The organism is Planktothrix rubescens CCAP 1459/22, from assembly GCA_904830895.1.
Lineage (GTDB): Bacteria > Cyanobacteriota > Cyanobacteriia > Cyanobacteriales > Microcoleaceae > Planktothrix > Planktothrix agardhii.
On sequence record LR882958.1, the window covers coordinates 4,977,732 to 4,998,990 of the forward strand.

Annotated in this window: 23 protein-coding genes; 7 read left to right on the forward strand and 16 right to left on the reverse strand. The window is 39.3% G+C overall.

Annotated elements, in window-relative coordinates:
• Window positions 1-5: 5 nt before the first annotated feature.
• Window positions 6-602: a hypothetical protein gene (locus tag NMG86_RS22575; protein ID WP_144018140.1), complete on the forward strand. Its 597-nt coding sequence runs from the start codon at window positions 6-8 to the stop codon at window positions 600-602.
• A 765-nt stretch (window positions 603-1,367) separates the two neighbouring features.
• On the opposite strand, the gene NMG86_RS22580 is transcribed toward NMG86_RS22575, so the two are convergent.
• A complete protein-coding gene (locus NMG86_RS22580; RefSeq protein ID WP_043939009.1) occupies window positions 1,368-1,796 on the reverse strand; it encodes a DUF488 domain-containing protein in 429 nt (142 codons plus the stop codon).
• An 8-nt stretch (window positions 1,797-1,804) separates the two neighbouring features.
• Window positions 1,805-2,428: a DUF8757 domain-containing protein gene (locus tag NMG86_RS22585; RefSeq protein ID WP_498607951.1), complete on the reverse strand. Its 624-nt coding sequence runs from the start codon at window positions 2,426-2,428 to the stop codon at window positions 1,805-1,807.
• A gap of 207 nt (window positions 2,429-2,635) precedes the next feature.
• Here NMG86_RS22585 and NMG86_RS22590 point away from each other — a divergent pair, with 207 nt between their 5' ends.
• Window positions 2,636-2,857, forward strand: coding sequence for a helix-turn-helix domain-containing protein (locus tag NMG86_RS22590; RefSeq protein ID WP_026787783.1), 222 nt, complete (start codon window positions 2,636-2,638; stop codon window positions 2,855-2,857).
• The gene (locus tag NMG86_RS22595; RefSeq protein ID WP_043937772.1) at window positions 2,847-3,692 is read left to right on the forward strand and encodes a hypothetical protein; all 846 of its coding nucleotides are present in this window, start codon (window positions 2,847-2,849) and stop codon (window positions 3,690-3,692) included. The genes NMG86_RS22590 and NMG86_RS22595 overlap by 11 nt, the downstream gene beginning before the upstream one ends.
• A 22-nt stretch (window positions 3,693-3,714) precedes the next feature.
• On the opposite strand, the gene NMG86_RS22600 is transcribed toward NMG86_RS22595, so the two are convergent.
• The 5 genes from NMG86_RS22600 to NMG86_RS22620 all read right to left on the reverse strand — a co-directional run bounded on the left by NMG86_RS22600 (window position 3,715) and on the right by NMG86_RS22620 (window position 12,035).
• The gene (locus tag NMG86_RS22600) at window positions 3,715-4,611 is read right to left on the reverse strand and encodes a DNA adenine methylase (RefSeq protein ID WP_026787784.1); all 897 of its coding nucleotides are present in this window, start codon (window positions 4,609-4,611) and stop codon (window positions 3,715-3,717) included.
• A gap of 264 nt (window positions 4,612-4,875) precedes the next feature.
• Window positions 4,876-6,141 (reverse strand): IS701 family transposase, encoded by a 1,266-nt coding sequence (locus NMG86_RS22605; RefSeq protein WP_026796362.1) that lies wholly within the window; start codon window positions 6,139-6,141, stop codon window positions 4,876-4,878.
• 57 nt (window positions 6,142-6,198) lie between these two features.
• Window positions 6,199-8,730 (reverse strand): phosphoenolpyruvate synthase, encoded by a 2,532-nt coding sequence (gene ppsA, locus NMG86_RS22610; protein ID WP_026796562.1) that lies wholly within the window; start codon window positions 8,728-8,730, stop codon window positions 6,199-6,201.
• Between the two features lie 798 nt (window positions 8,731-9,528).
• Window positions 9,529-10,416: a carbohydrate ABC transporter permease gene (locus NMG86_RS22615; protein WP_042154413.1), complete on the reverse strand. Its 888-nt coding sequence runs from the start codon at window positions 10,414-10,416 to the stop codon at window positions 9,529-9,531.
• A 149-nt stretch (window positions 10,417-10,565) separates the two neighbouring features.
• Window positions 10,566-12,035, reverse strand: a complete 1,470-nt coding sequence (locus NMG86_RS22620) for a CIA30 family protein (protein WP_026796563.1) — start codon at window positions 12,033-12,035, stop codon at window positions 10,566-10,568.
• A gap of 387 nt (window positions 12,036-12,422) precedes the next feature.
• Here NMG86_RS22620 and NMG86_RS22625 point away from each other — a divergent pair, with 387 nt between their 5' ends.
• Window positions 12,423-12,800 carry a hypothetical protein gene (locus NMG86_RS22625; RefSeq protein ID WP_026795423.1) on the forward strand — a complete coding sequence of 126 codons (378 nt, stop codon included), beginning with the start codon at window positions 12,423-12,425 and terminating at the stop codon, window positions 12,798-12,800.
• Between the two features lie 346 nt (window positions 12,801-13,146).
• On the opposite strand, the gene NMG86_RS22630 is transcribed toward NMG86_RS22625, so the two are convergent.
• The 5 genes from NMG86_RS22630 to NMG86_RS22650 all read right to left on the reverse strand — a co-directional run bounded on the left by NMG86_RS22630 (window position 13,147) and on the right by NMG86_RS22650 (window position 16,645).
• On the reverse strand, window positions 13,147-13,743 hold the full coding sequence (locus tag NMG86_RS22630; protein ID WP_081694412.1) for a M23 family metallopeptidase: 597 nt from the start codon (window positions 13,741-13,743) through the stop codon (window positions 13,147-13,149).
• A gap of 166 nt (window positions 13,744-13,909) precedes the next feature.
• Window positions 13,910-14,851: a spermine/spermidine synthase domain-containing protein gene (locus NMG86_RS22635; protein WP_026787789.1), complete on the reverse strand. Its 942-nt coding sequence runs from the start codon at window positions 14,849-14,851 to the stop codon at window positions 13,910-13,912.
• Between the two features lie 547 nt (window positions 14,852-15,398).
• Window positions 15,399-15,554 carry a hypothetical protein gene (locus tag NMG86_RS22640; RefSeq protein ID WP_158295767.1) on the reverse strand — a complete coding sequence of 52 codons (156 nt, stop codon included), beginning with the start codon at window positions 15,552-15,554 and terminating at the stop codon, window positions 15,399-15,401.
• A 139-nt stretch (window positions 15,555-15,693) separates the two neighbouring features.
• Window positions 15,694-15,933, reverse strand: a complete 240-nt coding sequence (locus NMG86_RS22645) for a hypothetical protein (protein WP_026796564.1) — start codon at window positions 15,931-15,933, stop codon at window positions 15,694-15,696.
• A 355-nt stretch (window positions 15,934-16,288) separates the two neighbouring features.
• Window positions 16,289-16,645 (reverse strand): hypothetical protein, encoded by a 357-nt coding sequence (locus NMG86_RS22650; RefSeq protein WP_026787791.1) that lies wholly within the window; start codon window positions 16,643-16,645, stop codon window positions 16,289-16,291.
• Between the two features lie 227 nt (window positions 16,646-16,872).
• On the opposite strand from NMG86_RS22650, the gene NMG86_RS22655 reads away from it, so the two are divergent.
• Window positions 16,873-17,574 (forward strand): class I SAM-dependent methyltransferase, encoded by a 702-nt coding sequence (locus tag NMG86_RS22655; protein WP_237747564.1) that lies wholly within the window; start codon window positions 16,873-16,875, stop codon window positions 17,572-17,574.
• A gap of 123 nt (window positions 17,575-17,697) precedes the next feature.
• On the opposite strand, the gene NMG86_RS22660 is transcribed toward NMG86_RS22655, so the two are convergent.
• Window positions 17,698-17,904: a hypothetical protein gene (locus tag NMG86_RS22660; protein WP_036843478.1), complete on the reverse strand. Its 207-nt coding sequence runs from the start codon at window positions 17,902-17,904 to the stop codon at window positions 17,698-17,700.
• A 199-nt stretch (window positions 17,905-18,103) separates the two neighbouring features.
• Here NMG86_RS22660 and NMG86_RS22665 point away from each other — a divergent pair, with 199 nt between their 5' ends.
• A complete protein-coding gene (locus tag NMG86_RS22665) occupies window positions 18,104-18,517 on the forward strand; it encodes a hypothetical protein (RefSeq protein ID WP_026787794.1) in 414 nt (137 codons plus the stop codon).
• Between the two features lie 178 nt (window positions 18,518-18,695).
• Here NMG86_RS22665 and NMG86_RS22670 read toward each other — a convergent pair whose 3' ends face one another.
• Together NMG86_RS22670 and NMG86_RS22675 are read right to left on the reverse strand one after the other, a co-directional pair.
• Window positions 18,696-19,385, reverse strand: coding sequence for a hypothetical protein (locus tag NMG86_RS22670; protein WP_026787795.1), 690 nt, complete (start codon window positions 19,383-19,385; stop codon window positions 18,696-18,698).
• Window positions 19,386-19,402: 17 nt separating this feature from the next.
• A complete protein-coding gene (locus NMG86_RS22675) occupies window positions 19,403-20,236 on the reverse strand; it encodes a TlyA family RNA methyltransferase (RefSeq protein WP_026787796.1) in 834 nt (277 codons plus the stop codon).
• A gap of 60 nt (window positions 20,237-20,296) precedes the next feature.
• Here NMG86_RS22675 and NMG86_RS22680 point away from each other — a divergent pair, with 60 nt between their 5' ends.
• Complete coding sequence (locus NMG86_RS22680) at window positions 20,297-20,419, forward strand: hypothetical protein (protein WP_267879853.1); 123 nt, start codon at window positions 20,297-20,299, stop codon at window positions 20,417-20,419.
• Between the two features lie 203 nt (window positions 20,420-20,622).
• Here NMG86_RS22680 and apcB read toward each other — a convergent pair whose 3' ends face one another.
• Complete coding sequence (apcB, locus tag NMG86_RS22685; protein ID WP_026787797.1) at window positions 20,623-21,132, reverse strand: allophycocyanin subunit beta; 510 nt, start codon at window positions 21,130-21,132, stop codon at window positions 20,623-20,625.
• Window positions 21,133-21,259: the final 127 nt, after the last annotated feature.

A 21,259-nucleotide genomic window follows, 5' to 3' on the forward strand; every position in this document is an offset into this window, starting at 1 on the left:
AACTATTGATACGTACACTAACCAACTCATTAGAAGAAATATCCACAGGTCCTGAATCTCAAAAACGAGACGAGTTCAAGACTAAGCTTGAGAAGTGGGTTTTGAGTGCATATCCTGGTGCAATGACAAGTGTTGCACGCGAGGTAGCAATCCAACTTCAAGGTGCAATCGGTGCTAGTCAGCAAACTTTAAAACGAGAGGCATGTTTGGAAGCTCTTGATATTGTTGATGAGTACTTTGCCTATCAATTATTGCCTGAGTCGGTGATTGGCTCTTCCAATGATGGCTTCAAGTTTGCATCTCGCGTTCGCAGCTGTTATTCAAAACTGATCGTTGCTTGTGAAAACATCCAAGTAGCCAACCAATTCCGTCAGTGTCTTGGTACTAACAGTACATGGCGTGGAGATGACATCATTGATTTCTGGAACGCCATACGCCAAGAGTTAGGTTTTGTTGGCGATGCTGAACACTCAGACCGCAGTAACCCTTGGATAGCTCATATAAACCTTGATTCAACGACCAGTCATCCCTACAAAGAATCCCTTGCAGAACTGGCCAGAAAATATGGCTATACTCAACCGGATGAAAGACCAAAGAAATAATTACCGCCAACCTAACAGCCGCAATGCACCGGAACATCTGTATTGTCTTTGAGTCGCAAAGGTTATCAGTGTCCGGTGATTGCGAACGTTATACGGCTTCATCTCTAAGTTGTAGCAATCGATAAATCGTATCGGGGGTATTCAAAATTAAGTGAGCGATCTCGTAATGAGTTAGGTGTTGTATCTTGTGCAGCATTGCCAAGCAACTCGATGGGAACTATAACAAGCAATCACATCGTTGCTCGATACAAATCCAAATGCAGCGGACGTAGTAGGGAAGGTCGGTCAGTCCGTTGAAGGTGTCGGTTTCTAGCCAAGATTAAGCACGTAACAATAGAAGCAAATCAGACTTTAGCATTTTAGTTTTAGCAATGATATTGATAGGACAGAAGGAGGATGAGAACATTAGAACTCTTGCAAAATAATTTTATGGTATTATGGTAGGTTTTGATCAATTTCATAAAATCCTAGCCGTTATGGTCTTCGTTGTAATTTGTTGTCAGCCATTTATAATTATGAGTTGACACTCTTAGTCTGAAAGTGAAAATTTGGTATTATAGCATAGATTTTTTTTGCAAGAGGTCTAATCAAAACAACATTATCGCATTTTTTTCTCTTTTCCTAGTCAGAGTATAAAAATAGGGAATTGTGGGCTTAAATAAATCCCTATGGAAAGAAATTTTTAAGGATTGATTCATTGTTTAAGAAGTTGCGATCGCACTTTTAATTAAAATAATAATTTTTCATTTAAAAAGTTATGTTCATCTACTCTAAATGTTCGATTTGACTATTGGAAATTAGTTTAATTAGATGAGTAGCAACATCTGTTCTATGACATCTATGAAAGTTCATTTCAGCACACAATAATAAAACCGTTCCTTGTTCAGCGAGTTCAGCAACTTCACCTAAAGCGATATCTGCTGCTTCTGAGTCGGGAGGAATCCAATTTTGTTGACCAGATATATTACCTAAAGCAGTTTTAGAGATATATTTAACATTATTAGCTTCACAAACTTCTTGAAGTTTATTCCCATACCATTTACGACTCCAAGCCCGGGGAGTCATTCTCACATCAATCACAAAATTAACCTGATATTTATTCAGATATTCTAAAAACAGATCATAGTTTTTTCGATTCCCATATCCGAACGTTAAAATTAGTTTGTTTTTGAGTTTATAAATATTGTTTTTCATGTTTTTGATTAACAATCAAATAATTTTAACTGGCTATAATTTTGATTGGGTTGGTCAGATTTTTTGGGAATAGGTGGATAAAATAAACCTATAATCATAAAAGTTTGTCGATGATCTTTTAAATTACCAACAATAAAGTATAAATCTTTTTTGTTTAAAAAGTCAACCTCTAATTTTTCTCGAACTTTTTCTAGTGCTTCTGCTTCTCGTTCTTCTAAAGTATCTTTTTTTGATCGATCTCTACATTTTCGATAGAGTTCAGAAATTTCCCAATCACTAATTGAATATTTATGTTTAACTTGATTATTTTCAATAAATTCATAACCAAATTTGTAGGGTATTTTTTCAAGGTCTGAAGGAATTTCAAAGAAGTCCAGTTGATCTAATCTGCCTTTTTGTTTATCTCCCCATTCACGCTTGGTTTTTTGATGATAATACTTTAGGATAGACTCTGGTTTAATAATTCCCAGAGATTTCCCTTGATCTCTAATATCTTGGATTGATTGAAATTGTAAGGGTAATACAAAAGATTTCCTTTCTGACCAATTATTTTGCGTTCCTATGCGCCTTAAAATTTCGATAGAAGAATCATCAATCCGATAACTCTCTAATCTGGAATCCTTTCCTAAAATTCAGCAAACTATCCCGGTGGAGAGACGCGCCGTGGCAAATTTCACACAACTTCTGATTAATTAAATGAGTGATCGCATTAATTCCAGTTTCCAAGTTCCTTGGCTGGAAATGCTAGATAATAGCCGATATTGCTAATTATAGTATGTAGAACTTTAGTTAGCATTTTTTTAGAATGGGTATAGAATAATATTTGGTTCCTCACAACCATGAAAGAACCTATTTTAGTTCAATTTGGTCAACAAGTTAGAAAATCTAGGTTAAAACAAGGCTTATCCCAAGAAGAATTAGCTGAAAAAGCAGGAGTGCACAGAACATACATAGGTATGATTGAAAGAGCGGAAAAAAACATTACTTTATTAAATATTGAAAAGTTAGCTAAAGCTTTAAATATGAGTATTATTGATTTACTGAAAATAAATGATGAGTGACTTAATTAAAAATCTCGAAGAATTTTGTATTAAATATAATATTCTACCAGAAAGTTTGTTAGAAATCATTCAAGATCCCAAAGTTTTACCCATGATTCGAGGTAAAGCATTTGAGTTTTCTGCTCTTGCAAAATTTGAAAATTTTCTTGATCCAACATTATGGAAAATCGTGAAACCTAAAATTAATCCTCAATTTGGCTCTCATGATCAAGATGTGGTTATTACCCATTTAGAAACCCATACTAATATTAGAGTAGAATGCAAACTGGCAGCTAAAGGGAGATATAGAAAAGTCAAAACAAAGATAGAAGATAAAACTCGATATTTTGAAATTGATGTTAAGTGTATGAGAAGTAGAACTTTGGGACAAGAAAGAGCTAAACAAGTTTCTGCTCAGGTCAATATCCCAGTTGATGTTATTATGATTCATAACGATCAGTATTTGCCCAACAGTTTCGATATTGTTGTCACCTCAATTGCTAATGCTTTTTATGAAACAGATGAAGCAACGGGAAATTTTGAGTGGTCTCCTCAAGAAGAAGCAAAAGAATTTTTAGAAAAAATAAGCAGTAAAAACATTGATGATTTACAAGATGAATCTACTTTAAAAGATGTTATTTTTGATAAAGTTTACATTGCCAAGTCTGATAATTTAGCAGCAGTGTCACAGAATAAAATTAGATGCACTAGACGTAAATGTCAAAACAGTGATAACTGTGGATTTATTCCTAATTTTCCCAAAATCGTTTTTGAGCTAAATACAGGTAAACCGCTACCGCCTTGGTTTGAAATAGAAGATTGTTTACAAGTTTTACAAACCTTTATAGAAAATTAATAGATATACAAATTTGTTATTTTTAACCATAAATTGGTAATTCTAGCTGCTGATAAGAATAGGTTAGATTAAGTTCAGTTAATCCATAATTGGTGATAAATATTTCTTTGCCTTTGTAACGGCTGCCTTTCTTTTTCATTGAATTTAAGGAATCATTATCTTTATTTTTTTTCTGGTCATCTGTTCTCCCTACCGTATAATTCCATTCTTTTTCATCAATTTGAGAAGCCCATTGATAAAGCTCTCGAATTTCCGAAACATTATCATAAGTCAATAAAAATTTGAGTCGCTTGCTATGGAATTTAAGAACCTCAGATAATCTCAAATGATCATCTTGTGTAAAATGATGGGTATAAAAATTATCTTGACGAGCGTTAAAATAAGGAGGGTCTATGAATAAAAAAGCACCATCTTCAACTTGATTAAACACTTGTTCAAAATCAAAGTTTGTAATTCTAACGTTTTGAAGCTTTTGAGAGGTACGCAAAATATTACGAGGCCAGTTTTCCGGCTTCATGCTATATTTATCCCCATATCCCCAATAGCAACTTTCTCTTTTCATGATGCCAGAGTATGAGGTTCGATTTAAGTAAAACCATCTCACAGCTTTTTCTAAATCATTAGTAGGCTGATATACGTTTTTATAATAAGTATGGCGTTCTTTAATAGCTTGTTCCCCTTTCAGTTTTTCAATTAAATTATCAGGTTGATCTCGAATAATTAAATAACAATTAATCAATTCCTGATCAATATCATTTAACCAATTTTTATTGATTTTTTCTTTGGCGAAAAATATCGAACCTCCTCCTACAAATGGTTCTATATAATGGGTATGATGCGGAATGTATTCTAAGATTAAATTGCGCGCATAAAATTTACCACCTGGATATCTAAACGGGGAGTTAATAGCATGATTCATTAAACTTTTCTCCAATCCTTGTATCAACTCGACTTGCCTAATTAATTTTAAGCATTTTTTGAGACTAAAATGATAATTATAGTATGCAAAATAAATTCTGTCAACCCCAATAGATAAAGGGTACAGCATCGCCATACCCTAATAATATCAAATCCTAAAATTCAGCAAACAATCCCCGTAGAGACGTTGTATACAACGTCTCTACAACAATTTATTTGGCTTTGGCAACGTCCATAACTTCATCTAATGGGACTTAAACAAAAATCAAGCCCAAATCAAGCCTAAACTTGCTTTGTAGGCTGCAAATACATCCCTATTATTCTGGAGCCACTCCACAAATCGAAAGGAAATCGCTGTGCGGAAGGCTTCAAGGGCATCAGCAAATGTGTTTAAAGGTTTGTTAGCCCATCGACGTCTTAACCCTCCAGTTAAACTATGCCAGAGAATAAAAGTATAGGCACAAAATACCAAAATCCAATGTCTGATTAGACTTCTTTTATCTCGGACTTGATATTCTTTCAGCCCCAACCAACCCTTAGCTTCCCTGTAAAAAACTTCTATCCAATTTCTTTGTGAATAGGTCGTTACTATCCATTCTCCTGTGGCTTTTGATGCCTCAACATTAGTCATTAAATAATCAATATCACTGGCTTGGTCGAAAGTGGCAGCATTCATGACGATGGCTATTACTTTCTTCCCTGCATACTTTGATAATTCAATTTCTTTTGTTGCTACCCACACAGTTCTGGGTTTTTCTAGTTGGAGTTGAATTTCACTAAAAGCTCCTTGGGGCAACGATTTGGCTAAATTATCTAATCGAGTTTCCTCTGTTTTATCTTCCCCCTTTTTGAGGATTACCTTTCGATTCTTGGCGACTCCCCCTATATATTTTAATCTTTTTTTCTCTAACTCTTGTAAAAAATTTGTGTTATTTCCATACCCGGCATCTGTTAGCACAATTCCCGGTTGATATCCTCTCTCTAAGCTCCTTTCTATTAATTCTAATGCTATTTCCGGTTTCTTTTTAAATTCCGGGTCAGCTTTTCCTGACGGTAATGACTCGGCTTTTTGATATAATTCTATATCTAATGGTAGGCTTTTTTTGCCATCGTATAGATGGCTCGTTACTGCTACGATTCCATTGTCGGTTTTTCCGATTTCTCCGATGTATTGTCGTCCCACTCCATCAGTAAAGTTCCCGCTTTTTCGATGTCCTGAATCATCAATAATTAGGGCAAATCCCCGACTAATCTGGGTTTGCTTACACTGATTCATCACCTCCAGGCGACGCTGATTCAGTTTCATTGCTAACCAGGGAGCTTCGGTTAAAAAGTGGTGTAATCGGTGGTAAGCTACTCCTACGGAGTTATTCGCCATTTGCGACAGGTTTTTTCGCTCACTTTCTCCCAATAATCCCCCTAAATAGTTCCTAAATTCCCGTTTTTGGGCAAGATGACCAAATATATCGTCAAATCTTTGACACCATCGGTCAAAGCAGGGGGGCATCGCTGCCGGGGTTGTCTCTTTCATTCGTTATTCTTGAATGTTATGTGCTTGCTACATAATCATTATCATCTATTTCTTCCCTTATTTTTGTTTAAGTCCCACTAACAACGTGCCAGATTCCTCCATTTTGCCAATATCCAGAATCGTTTTAATCACCGAGTCAGGATTCAAACTAATTGAATCAATTCCTAACTCCACCAAGAACCGGGCAAACTCAGGATAATCACTCGGTGCTTGACCACAAATTCCAATCTTGCGACCATATTTTTTAGCCGCTTTAATCGCAATGGTCACCATCCGACGAACAGCTTCATTCCGTTCATCAAAAATATGAGCAACTAAGGCAGAATCTCGGTCTAAACCTAACGTTAATTGGGTTAAATCATTAGACCCAATCGAGAATCCATCGAACACGGCGGCAAATTCATCGGCGAAAATCACGTTACTGGGAAGTTCACACATCACATAAACTTCCAAACCATTGACGCCCCGTTTCAGACCGTGTTTTTCCATTTCTGCTAACACTTTCCGACCTTCATCGGGGGTGCGACAGAAGGGAATCATCGGGGTGACATTCGTTAAACCCATTTCGTCCCGAACCCGTTTCAGGGCCACACATTCTAACCCGTAGGCTTCGCGGTAGTTGGGGTCATAGTAACGGGAGGCGCCGCGCCAACCAATCATCGGGTTTTCTTCCTTGGGTTCAAACTGACGGCCGCCTAACAGGTTGGCGTATTCGTTACTCTTGAAGTCGGACATCCGCACAATCACCGGATTCGGATAGAAGGCCGCGGCAATCATCCCGATACCATGGGCCAGTTTATCCACGAAGAAGTCCGGTTTATGGTCGTAGATTTTCGTCATCTCGGCGATTTCCCGTTTGGCTAACTCATCTTCGAGTTGGTCAAATTTCAGCAACGCTAAGGGGTGGGCTTTAATATGGTTAGCGATAATAAACTCAAGCCGCGCTAACCCGACACCATCGCAGGGAATCGAAGACAAACCGAAGGCTTCTTCGGGGTTGCCCACGTTCATTAAAATTTTCGTCCGGGTTTTGGGCAGATTATCGAGAATAGTTTCTTGGATTTCAAAGGGAACTAACCCCTCATAAACCCGACCTTCTTCTCCTTCAGAAGAGGAAACGGTAATTTCTTGGCCGTTTTTAATTACCGAGGTGGCATCACCGCAACCGACAATGGCGGGAATTCCCATTTCACGGGCGATAATCGCAGCGTGGCACGTCCGTCCGCCAGCGTTGGTAACGATAGCGCTGGATTTCTTCATGATGGGTTCCCAGTCGGGGTCAGTCTTATTGGTGACTAACACTTCACCCGCTTGGAATTCATCAATTTTATGCACATCCAGAATCACCCGCGCTTTCCCTTGACCAATCATTTCACCCACGGCCCGACCGCGAGATAGAACCTTACTGGTTCCGAGCAGTTTAAAGTTGCGGAGAACGGAAGCGGATTTCTGGGATTGCACGGTTTCAGGACGGGCCTGGACGATAAATAATTGTCCGGTAATTCCATCTTTGGCCCATTCAATATCCATCGGAGTATAAGTACCCCGGACTTGCGAATAGTGGTTCTCAATAATACAAGCCCACTTCGCCAGTTGTAAAATTTCGTCGTCGTTAATACAGTATTTATCCCGTTCAGACTGGGGAACTGAGATGTTTTTAGTTAGTTTAGAACCTCCGATATCATAGACCATCTTCAGTTCTTTACTGCCTAAGCGTTTTTCCAAAATAGGACGGAACCCTTGCAGTAAGGTCGGTTTAAACACAAAATATTCATCGGGGTTAACCGTGCCTTGAACTACGTTTTCTCCTAAACCATAGGCTCCAGTTACTAAGGCTGCATTTTTGAATCCGGTTTCGGTATCAATGGAGAACATCACCCCGGAACAGGCGAGGTCAGACCTTACCATTTTCTGCACACCGACGGACAGAGCCACGTTAAAATGGTCGAAATTTTTAATCGTGCGATAGGAGATTGCCCGGTCGGTGAAAATCGAGGCAAAGCATTTATGGCAGGATTCTAAAACTCCTTCTTCGCCATAAACATTTAAGTAGGTTTCCTGTTGTCCGGCAAAACTGGCATCGGGTAAGTCTTCGGCGGTAGCGGAGGAACGCACGGCAACGTCTACATCATTGGAATAGCGTTTGCATTCTTCTTTATATTCCTCGCCAAATTGGTTACAAAAATCCCCGTCCGTGCTGTAGCGTTCGCAGAGTTTTTTATAGGCGCTGGTAATCGCTGCTTCTAATTCTGGTGGAAACGGAGTGTCTAAAATTAAGGAACGAGCTTGTTTCCCGCGTTGTCGCAGGTTTGGCATATCTTCAACGTCGAGGTCTGCAAATAGTTCCCGTAGTTTTTTCTCTAAACCCGCAGACTCAATAAAATAACGATAAGCATAGGCAGTGGTAGCAAATCCATTCGGAACGTTCACACCTTGGGAAGCGAGTTCTCGAATCATTTCGCCCAAGGATGCGTTTTTCCCACCTACTGAGGGAATATCAGAAATTCCCACTTCATCAAACCACAGTACAAAAGCTGTTTCTTTCGCTTCTGAATTTACTGTTTCAGTCGTTGCATAAGTGTTAACCATTTTTAAAATCCTCCAATTGGAATGACTGTTTTATTAACATTCAGTCAATCTTTATTGTTTATTTAAGTTCAAACTTAGGTCAGAACGTATTAATACTTACTCGTACATTCTAAGTTAAGTTTCTCTAAATCATTCTTGAACTTTGCAGTTCTTAAGATTGCGTCCGGTTTTTCTCTCTAGGTCTGAACTTTTGTTCTCAACTGAGGTTTTTTTCCTCTATATTCAAGACTACCACCTTCTATCCCTATTACAATATAGGTTCTTTTTACTTCCATAGTAACCTAATGTAAAAGATTATTGCTGCCAGGGAGTTTTGGGCTATTCTTAAAAAAGATTAAGTTCTCAAAACCTTGAGAATTAACATTAACAAATGTTGCAAATGAATATTAACAATTGTATCAAAAAATCCAATATGGTTTCTACAAGCCTTCTGAGTCTAAATACTTGTCTAATTTAATAAGTACCTAAACAAAATTAATTACACATCCTCTACCCTGTTCCCTCCCCCCCTAGCCCCCCGTGCACGGGGGGTTTGGGGGCTCCTCCGTGCACGAGGGTTTGGGGGCTCCTCCGTGCACGGGGGGTTTGGGGGGGCTCCTCGCGTGCACGGGGGGTTTGGGGGGCTCCTCCTTGCACGGATGCTGTTCCGGTGTTCCCTCTCTCAACTAGGTAATTTATTTTGTGCAACTACTTATGCTATCAAATTACTGTTGTCAGGTTTTATCCTTTTCGCAGTCAGAGTGTCCTCACTCGCTGAAAAATCCTTCCCACCCCACAGTCCTCGAGACATCAAACATCCTACGTTAAATGATTACTGCTATTAATATTTTCCGTAAATCTTTCAATCACTAATCGTAAAATTGATAATCCTAAAACAATTAAAAATAGAATTAACCCGATAGTACAAGCATAGCCAAATTCTAACTGTTGAAATCCTCGTTCATATAAATAATAAACAATGGTTTTAGAACTATTTCTCGGCCCGCCTTGGGTCATAATAAAAACTTCTTCAAATACTTTCGTGGAGGAAATCGCCGAAATTACCCCAACTAAAACCATATAGGGTTTCATCAGAGGTAACGTAATATCCCAGTGTTTTTTAAACCCATCCGAACCATCAATACTTGCCGCTTCATATAGTTCTAATGGAATCCCTTGTAATCCTGCTAAATATATTACCATATAATAGCCTAACCCTTTCCAAATAGTCACCGCCATCACACTAAATAAGGCAATATTCGGACTGGTTAACCAAGGAATCGGCGGAATAGCAATAGCGTTTAAAAGTTGATTGAAAAAACCATTTTCTGCATATAACCATTTCCAAGCAATACCCGCCACCACCATAGAAATCACAACAGGGACATAATAAGCAGTTCTAAATCCATTCATTCCTCGTAATTTTTGGTTAACTAAAATTGCTAAGGTTAATGGTACAAAGACTAAAATTGGAACCACTACGATTAAATAAAGAAACGTATTTTTTAAGGTTTCCCAGAATACCTCATCTGTCCATAACCGTTGAAAATTTTTTAATCCCACCCATTCGGGAGGTGTGAGTAAATCGTAACTAAATAAACTCAGATAAAATGCTTGTAACGCTGGCCAGAATACCGTTAAGGTCAGCATTAATAAAGCCGGAAATAAAAATAAATAAGGCGTGAAAACAGGTTTAAACTTTAACATCACTTTTTATTAAATAATTAATAAAGTTCGTTGTTGGGCTTTAGCCCTCAAGATTGCGCTTAAGCGCAACAACGAATTATGTTAGTCGGATTTTAACGTTGTTGGGCTTTAGCCCTCAAGATTGCGCTTAAGCGCAACAACGAATTATGTTAGTCGGATTTTAACTCAGAAAATAACTCATCCCAATTTCCTGAAAACTGACTATCCGGTTCTGTTTTAACTTCAAATGTTGTATTACAAGCTGGCGCTTGAGTTAATACTTGGATACATAGTTCGGCAATATCATCTCGACTAACTTGCCCTTTAATCGTATCACCTTGGGCAAATTTTAAAGCCGAACCTCCGGGCACTTCTGTTAACGCACAGGGACGAATAATAGTATAGGGAATACCGCTAGAACGAATCACATCTTCTCCTTTTAATTTCCAAGTTAAAATTCCTCCTAATTGTTCGTTTAAACGCACCGCAGGGGGTTCTTCTGCTAAATTTAATCCAGGTTTCCCTGGACGAGTTACCCCCGCCGAACTCACCTGCACAAATCGAGGTAATACTGTCCCACCATAAGCTTTAATAGACTCAATTTCTAATTGAAATAATCCAGGTTGAAATTTCGGGTTTAAAGCTCCATCATATTCAAATTTACTCAACATTAACTGTAGGGAAAATACCTGACTAGAATCAAACGGTTTTCCATCTTTTACGGTTTTAGCTCGAAATACCGGAATTAATTCTGTAAACGGAATTCTAATCGTAATCGGAATATTATAAACCGTATCAAAAGAATAACAATATCCCACACTATCCCAACCATCATTACAGCGAATAATAAATTTATATCGTTTTCCATCTCCTTTCACTCGTAACTCAATTCCCTGATAGTCTGATAAATCTAAAGCAGGTTCAAAATTGCGAGTTCTAATAGAAACAAAACCTCCAGAATTAGCCGTTGAAACATATCCCGTAAATAATCCGCCATCTGGGATTAATTTTAACGAACTTTCACTAATACCCCCCATAACAATATCATCTAATGCTCCCCAAATTTCCTTAATCTCCTCCGTGGGTTTGGTAAAATCAAACAGAATTTTATCCCCAGCTTTCTTGAGAGTTACAGGTACAGCATAAATTAAATTTTGGATGCCTTTATATTCGACTAATTCCGGCACATCAACCACTTCCGGCATATAAAACTTAATTCCTTGATAATATTTTTCTCGATTAGGAGTATCTCCCTCCACAGGTTGAACCTTAGTTCCATTACAACAAATAATTGCAGTAACATCTTTGAAAATAGCCGAGGTTAAGGTTTCGGGAATTGTTAAATCAGCTTCAATTAATTCTACCGTATTTCCTAATATTGTTCTAGCTCTTTTAATATCCCTAACCAAACAACGCACCGTTATTCCCCGTTGTTGTAACCGTTTAACAACTCGTTTTCCCACCCCTCCGGTCGCCCCGACTACTAATATAATATTCGGTTTCTGTTGCGGTTGTTTTGTACCCATTCTCAATAAATTTTGTATCCAACTAATATTACCAATAAAAGGAACAACCCCAAAATAAGCCAGGGTTTTTAGAAACCTTCCCCCATCCCATTTTCCTTTTTGTTGCTCTACCATTGCCTTCTCCCGATAATTTTGTTAAAGGACTGTGCTTAAAGATTAAGATATGTAACAAATTTAATGGTAACAGAAGAAAGCCAAAGTTTCTCAAGGTCTGTGAAATCGTCAATCCTCAAAATTATGGCCTTTCCCTTCCCCAAATAGAAATATCTGTGTTAAGGTATCTCTTGATTGTATAGAAACGGAAACAATGGAAAATATTGATTTAGAAACAGCGCTCCCCGTCGGACTCGCTTTAGTGATTGTTGTAGGTAGTTTTTTGATGATGTTTACCAATTTTTGGACAACCAAGAAACGATAGCCATTAAAAAGGCTATAATAGAGAAGTTAAAAGTATAAAAAATATTTCATCTCCAGCTATTCTCAAAAACCAGAGTTTTAATCATGATAGATTTAACAACAATTGCTGAGTTTTCTCGAAATAACTGTTTGGGAATTTGTGCCTTTTTAATCCCATTTAATATATTAGCTACCTTACAAACCTTAATTTTTATTGGTCTAAATCGTCCCACCTCTCAAATCCTATTAATTTCTGGGTTTGCTAGTTTATATTCAGGATTGATGGTACTGCACGTTTTCAGTTGGTTTATGATTGGTGTGGTAATGATTCCCACCTATATCCTATTATCACTAGGAACAACCTGTTTAGTGATTAATATTTGGGCAATTAAATCCCCTGATAATTTAAAGTATTTTATCGAAAAAATAGTTTCATTTGCTCAAAAAATACTAGGCAAATTACAGAATCCAGCTTTTAACTAAAGCGATGGAATCTTCTGAAACTATCCGTATTCACACAGATTAAAATCTTTGAAATCTGAACACGGATTAAACGGATTACGCAGATTAACACAGATTAAAATCTTTGAAATCCGTGAAATCCGCTTAAATCCGTGATCCCGATTACCTAACAAAAAAGACCAGCGCAAAATCTCAATTGCTGGTCTGGGTTTATGGATACCGTTGTTGTTTCGATTTGAAGATACCTAAACGCCGCGTTTCTTAATCAGCCTGCGGGCATAGATTTTCAAATCTCACATTAACTATTGTATCAAGGGTTACTCATTTTTTTGACAAAAATTTAACTTCAGGCGGTACGAGTCAACAATTAACCCCGATTAGCTTGTTGAACTTGTTGATTATACATCGAGCGTAACACCCGACCGGGATCAACCCAGTTGCCATTATGCTTTAATCCCCAGTGTAGGTGAGGGCCCGTTGTCCGTCCACTCATCCCCACCCTAGCAATTCTCGTCCCAGAAGGAACTTGTTGACCTTCCCAGAGTTGAATTCCCCCCTGTCGGTCAATAAAATAAGTCCCTTGAGCGTTTTTTTCCACGCTACCTTGAATATGACAATAAATATGTTCCCACTGACCCGACTGAATCGCAATGCCAGTCCCGCAACGGTCATCTTGCCAAACTTCTGTCACCGTCCCCTGCCACCAACTACGAATATAACTGCCTTGGGGGGCTGCTAAATCTAAACCATAGTGAAAACCAGACGAACGATACCCAAACGGGGAGGTATATTCTTGAAAGCCTTCCACGGGGAAAGAAGCTCCCGACCAGTTTACACCCGTTGCCACTTCAGCATTTTGAGCTTTGGCGAACTGTTGTTTCCATCCCAGTCCCCCAAAACCCAGACCGATTAATCCTGCTAGTAAAATAAGATTACCTGGACGCAATAATTTAGATTTTGCCATTAATGTTTGACTCCTCAATCACTAAAAAGGGTTTATTAGTGGTATTTTTTATAAATTTTCAGTGCACAGGACTCGGGTATCGGGATGTATTGTACTAGATTTTGGTGAATTGTTAACACTCTCCCACCTTCAATTATGGGAAAGTGTTCAAATAGATAACTATTGATTAAGCATTAGCCCCTTTACCAAAGAATTTCGGCGGTTCAGCTAAGGTATAAATTTCGGTTTCAGCCGCGATCGCATCCCGCAGATGTTTGGGAACTTGTAACATTCCTAACATCGTTATCCCATCAAACATCTTTAGACCCCCGGTGGTTTGAGCTTCTAAAACCTTATCAACATTTTCCGGTTCAGGACGGGTATTAATCGGTTGGGCAGAAACGATAATAAAACTCCAGGGACTTCCGTAGGTGGAAATATAACTGGTATAGGAGTGAACATGGGGAAAAACCGTTTTCAGGGTATTCACCAGGCGGACGTGCAGTTTCATCTCATTCGGGGAAACCGGGCCAGCTTGAATTACCCCATAGCCATCGGGGGTTAAAATTTGACGAATTTTTTCAAAATATTCCTTGGTGAACAATTTAAAAGATGGCCCATCTTCAATCGGATCGGATAAATCAGAAATCACAATATCCCATTTTTCCTCAGTCTGATCTAAAAAGTCGATCGCATCCCCGATAATCAATTGAGTACGGGGGTCATCAAAGGCATTTTCGTGCATTTCTGGCAGATACTCTTTACAGGCTTCGACCACATCCCCATCTAAATCAATCATCGCGACACATTCAACAGTTTTCCAGCGTAAAACCTCCCGAATGGTCGCCCCTTCTCCCCCGCCCAAAACCGCAACTTTTTTAGGAGCGCCATGATAAACGGAGGCGACATGGACTAATGGCTCATGATAGAGAAATTCATCTCCGGTACAAGATTGCCATTTACCATCAAGAACTAAGGCTTTTCCATAGGCCCCGGTTTCGACCACATACATATCTTGATAGGGGGTTTTTTTATAGACTAATACCTTGGTAATTCCATGAACATAAATATCCCAAGGTGTGATATACTCACTTACCCAAAAATCAGCTTTTAGTTCGCTACCCGACATAATCACTTCTCCTAAAAAAATACAGATCCAATGTTCTAGGGTAGAACATTCTGGATCTGCTACAAAATGTTAAATTGGCTTAACTTAACCTTAATCTTATACTTACTAAAACGTCTCTAATTTTTAACCATTGTTCGTTTACGCCAAATTGTTTGACATCCTCCCCGCCGTAAAACGGGCCGGGGTTCCTCACCACGCCATCTTTTTAGGATGGTCGCTGAATGGGGTTGACGCTTCATAGACTGTTGCTACACAAAAAGTAGTCTTATACTGTCTCCACGTCCGCTTTAAGTCTCGGAATGCCCTCCCGCGACTTTGAGTTTAACCTCGTTTACAAGTTAAACTTTTTGTTAAATTTGTTGTTAACCAATGCGTTCAAGGTTGGACTTTACCATTGCCTTACATCCGCTTCCCCTTTCTCATCGTCAACCCCACAGGACTGTCAACCTTGATATTTGTTTCGGAGTATCTTTGATAGGGTGGGTTTTTTCACACCACTGGTATGTTAACAAAAAACCACAGCAATTCGGTAGTTTTGTTATTTATCTTAATAAAAAGCCGTCGTAGAACGACGGGGTTTTAAACCCATTTTTTCGATAATCACAACCAACAACAGCATAAATTTGGCAATTTTGGTCACGGGTTCTAACAAATCCTCTGCCAACTTGGGTGCATATTCAGCCAGCAAAACACCAATTCCCATAGGTAACACCTGAGCAAAAAAGATTTGTTTGCCAATTTATTGGGGTGACAACCAGGCTTCATTGGGGGAGAACTGAGCTAAAATCAGAGCAGTTAAGGGAATACTAATAATTGACAGAATGCACACCGCAAACTGTAAACTAGCGACAAATTTCGCATTTCCCCCCCGCTTGTAGGCTTTTAAACGGAATCATCGGCGCACCCGGACAAGCAATCATCGCCCACATCCCAATGTGTTGTGCCACCGTCAAACCTGGAATCAACATGGTTAATGCCCCTAATAAGGGCACGGCAATAAATACCGAGACTAGCGATCGCAGCATTAGAGATGGTTGTTGACATAACCAGATCACATCCTCAAACTTCCAGCGAATTGCCATCGAAAACATCAGAGCAAAGATGGTCAGTTTGGCATAATTATTGACACTCTCAGGTCTGAAGACACGCTCGATTCTGCGGACAGGATTAGTTTAATCTAATTCTCGCTACGATTGCCGCATATCGTCTACTGAGTTGATCGGACGAAAAACCCGATCTTCCCGATACTTTTACTTTTGAATCAAAACACTTTCAGAAGATATCACTAAGCCAAATTGCGGTACGCTCCATATCCTGCCTTTACTTGCTCCTTGCTTGTCATACTGCCGTTAGAATTAAATCTAACCGTTGTTTCAGGGGAGCCGGGATTTCTCCGATACTAGGATACTTCAACACGCAGATATTTATTGTTCTTACTCATGTGTTCAGGGTTAGAGTTTTGTTTTCCTTGTCATAGATATTCACATAAGCCTTGTTTTCTTGTCGAAACACTCTCACCGCATAACGGTTATTTTGAAACAACGAAGCTGTATCGGCGGTTGGGATGTCAGAGAGAGAACTGGGGGAAGGTTGATCCGAAGTTGGTATCCGAGATTGGGCTATTAACTCCTGACCATAGACTGTTTGATTCCTTGCCGCATCAGGATGGGTCATAGCCAAGGATACCGAGTCCAGTGTCACGGTTAGAATCACTGTGAAAACTGCAAGAACACTGATCAGAAAAGCCTGGCTAGAAATTCTTTTAGAAATCAGATAGGATTTTAAGGGAAACATAAATTAACTGTCCTGGATACTAAGGAGAAAAAGTAGCTGCTGATCTAATTTATCTGGATAATAGTAGTTAATCACGAACAGAATGTTGGATAATAAAGAATGACAAGTAAATTCTGCCTTACTTCTACCATGAATACTAAGACCGTAAACTATGCGCCCATGGCTCCTGTGTCTTATTGGGATGCACAATTTACGATAGTCACCATAGCTTTGTCTCCAATTTAGCTGTGGATCTCTTGGAATTGCTTGATCCCCGTATAGGGGAACACATTCTCGATCTCGGTTGTGGTACAGGTAACTTGAGTTACAAAATCACAAACACCGGGGCCGAAGTTACGGGGATTGATCATGCTTCAACCATGATTAAACGAGCCAGCCAAACCTATCCCGGTCTAAATTTTTTGGTCATAGATGCCTCTAAATTAGCCTGGAAAGAACAATTTGATGCGGTGTTTTCCAATGCGGTTTTACATTGGATTAAACAACCGGAAAAAGTTATTTCTGGAGTTTGTCGAGCCTTAAAACCCGGCGGACGTTTTATAGCAGAATTTGGCGGGAAAGGCAATATTGATACGATTATTACAGCAATTGATCAGGCTTTAGATGCTGCGGGATACCCTAAAAATAAAACCCTGAATCCCTGGTATTTTCCAAGCATTAGCGAATATGGAATGCTTTTAGAAACTCAAGGGTTTGAGTTAAAGCTGGCAACTTTGGTGGAACGTCCCACTCCATTAACGGATGGAGACAAAGGCTTAAATAATTGGTTGAGAATGTTTGCTGGAGAATTTTTTAAAGGGATTTCAGCCTCAGAACAAATACATATTATGAACGATATCGAAAGTCGCTTACGTCCCAAATTATTTAAGAATGGGACTTGGATTGCTGACTACAAGCGGATTCGGATTGTAGCTAATAAAATTAAGTAGTAAATTACACGGGGGAAAGGGAATATTCTAATCAATTTTATCCCTTTCCCTCTCAATAACTCAATTGTCGTAAGTCCCCGATCATTGGTATGTCGGGTTTAATATTTGCTTTACCCAATTGATTCACTCAGGAAAATCCGGTAAAATCCAAGTGGGGGGCTGCGTTCTTTTCTTCCGCATCGCTTCCTCTGCCATTTGTAACATTTGATCTAAGGATGTATTATTGATAAAGTTCTCCGTGTCTGGGATATATTCCCGATTAGGGCATTTATCCCCCAAAACACAGCCATTCACACAGGCTTCCGCACAATTAATTGATGTTTCTATCATCGGTTTCTCGTCTCCACGTTATCGGTGTTAGATTTAGGTTTGCTTCCAGGTTAGGATTCAAAACCCCATACCTTCTGAAGTTCGTTTTAAAAATTCTAACGTGAGTTTCAGCTAAAAAAATAGTTGATTACTAATTATATGATAGAATAGGTTGAATTGGGCAATTTAATTAAGACTCAGATCTTTTCTCGGAGTCCCTATGAGTCATTTTATCCGCCGTTTCAAAAAATTACCTTGGCTATCTTTATTACAAAGTGTCGCCTTGACTTATTTAATAATTGCGATCGCAGAAATTTTTACCCTCTGGGGAATCACCCACTCTCCAGCATTCAAACAAATTATGCTGCTTTTATTGACTCCTCCCCTGGGGATGTTGATTATATTTGCAGTAGGGGTGGGGGTGGGAGCCCTATCAATTTATTTAATCGAAATTCAGCCCTCTAAAGTTATTCTTAATGTTGCTTGTTTATGGGCATTATTTATTAGTTTATTAATTGTTTTATTCCTCTATAAATCTATCTTTCCCCCTGTGATTTTACTTAGCACATCTCAAATCACCATTATGGGAATTTTAATCGGTCTATTTTGGAAAGGTAGACCCTATTGGCGTTGACATTCTCACCCGGTTTCGTCTTTTTTCTCCAAACCAACTTTTCCCCAGATTAGTTCCCCAGACGACTTGACAAAAATCTCGATTTAGGAGATAATATTTTTACGGCTAACATGACTATACTCTTGACTTTTTAATCAACATAGTAACCGACTCAATCCCTTAACCCTCTAAAATCCAACTATTTCACCACAATCTTTAATCCTTCTCGATAATGGGCGATCGCTGTAATCACAGCAACGGAAAAATAAAACATCCGAATTCCCCAAAAACAAACCCCCATAATTATCGTAATTAAAGTCGGAGGAATCCCGCTTACCCGCACAAATTTAGAGTTAATTTGCTGTTCCAAACGTTCTAATTCCTGCATTTGCAGTTGTCGGGTTGGAACCATCGGAAATTGTCCAGTATATAAATAAAACCCGAAAACCCCATCCTGATTAATTCTACGTTGAAGAAAAGAATCAGCTACCGTTTGCGCTTGATGGAAGGAAAGATCATCATCCTGAGCAATATCCTCGACCCAAAGATTGTATTTAACCACTTGAGGAACCGCTAAAATAATTGGAATTAAAATAATCAGAAAAACTTGACTAATTTTTCGAGCATCGGTCGTAGGTAACAAACCCGTTGCGACTCCTAATCCCATCCCCAAAATCGCAAACACTAAAATATTGAGTAAATCAATAATTTCCAAACCCCTAAGTAAATCGCCAAATATAAAAATGGGGTAAACAAATCTATGGGCGAGTTTCAGGACTAAAACCTTAATTGCGATCGCCACAACCGTCAAGACCAATGCAGAGAAAACAAACATGAAAGCGCTGATGACATAAATCGTAATCCGCTTTAGTAGTTTGGGTAAATTCATTAAAGAGATTTAAAAGATTAAGGGTGACTCTGGGATTGGGTTAGGGACTGTTGGGCGAGTTGAGTAATTTGGGCTATCGCCAACTCAGAAGGAAAGGGTTGACCGACCGTATGCAACCATAACAAATACTCAATATTTCCGGCCGGGCCCTGGAGCGGCGACCAAGTTAAATCTCGATATTGCCATCCCAAGGATATCGCCACAGAACCCACCTGAAAGATAGCACGGGCGTGATCCTTAGAATCTCGGACAACTCCCTTTTTACCCACCCGTTCTCTACCTACTTCAAATTGAGGTTTGACTAACAGTACCACTTCCCGATTCGGCTTTAATAATTGCCACAATGGGGGCAAGATTTTGGTTAAAGAAATAAATGATACATCCACAACGGCAAAATCAGGATAATTTTCGGTTTGATCCAATTCTCCATACAATTGATCGGGAGTTAAATAACGCAGGTTTGTCCGTTCTTTCAAAACCACCCTGGGATCATTTCTAATTCCCCAGTCTACTTGTCCATAACCCACATCCACACCATAAACTTTTGTCGCCCCGGCTTTTAATAAACAATCAGTAAAACCTCCAGTGGAAATTCCCCCATCCAGACAGACGCGATCGCTCACCTCAATTTTAAATTCCTCCAGCGCTTTAGCCAGTTTTTCCCCCCCTCTGGAAACAAAACGCGATCGCTGTTTCACCTGAATCTTAGCTTCTACATTAACTTCCGTCCCAGGTTTATCAATCATTTGTTGATTCACTAAAACCGATCCCGCCCGGATTAAACCTTGAGCCTGTTGGCGGGACTCACATAAATTCAGGTCTACTAATAAGGTATCGAGTCGTTGTTTCACAGGTCAGGGGGAGTAGGGAATGGGTCATAAACTGATAACTGATGCGTTTTAAGTGGAGAATTGATTCATATTATTTATCCCAACGGCAAAGTAGAAATGACTACCGCCCAAAATATTGAGAACAACCCGAAAGAATATGATCTGGAAACCTGTGTAGTTTGGGGTCGATTTGAAGAATTTTAAGCAATGTTTAAAAGCCAGACTCCTGCGGAATTATAATTTAATTCTTAACCCAAAACCCTTGAAACCAATTAAGGCGATGCTCCCAAGTTATTATTGATCGCCCTATTTTTTTATCAGCCAAATCAAGCCTAACCCCTATTATACCCATGGGCTTAATAAGAGTTGGCTGTTTTATTTACTTGAAAAAAAATCGAGTCAAGGAGTTAAATATCCTGTTCACTCAATTCGCGAATTAAATGATCAAAAGGTTGTTCTAAATAATCTCCAGTGGGCAACCCGGCAGCAGCAACCTGAGCAGTAACCAAACCTTTCAGAATCCCGATCCCGAAAACAGTAGGGCCAACGGGAACGCTCAAGGAATTGTAAGTTTCCCGTAAACCTTGAAGCACCCGTTCATCCAAAACATCCGTATTCCCGGCCACCAGAGCATAGGTAGCATAACGCAGGTAGTAGCCCATATCGCGTAAGCAGGCTGCATAGCGACGGGTAGTGTAGGCATTTCCCCCAGGACGAATCAACTCAGGAACCTCGTCGAACAAAGCCATAGCAGCTTGTTTAACCAAATCCGCAGCATTGCCGTTGATCACTCCAGCAGCTTGAACTCTGGTTGTCCCCGTTGCAAAATAGGACTTGAGTTGATCGAGGGCGTCCCGATCCAAATAGCGACCCGTTCTGTCGTAATTTTTTATTAAGCTGGTAACGGCATCTTGCATGAAGTCTATCTCCCTATATAATATCTTTCAATTATTCTGAAGTCGCGACGTGTTGTATTGTAACACTCAATACAAAACTTAATCAATCTGACTCACTATGATCAGCCAGATGCTTTGTCAGTCCAAC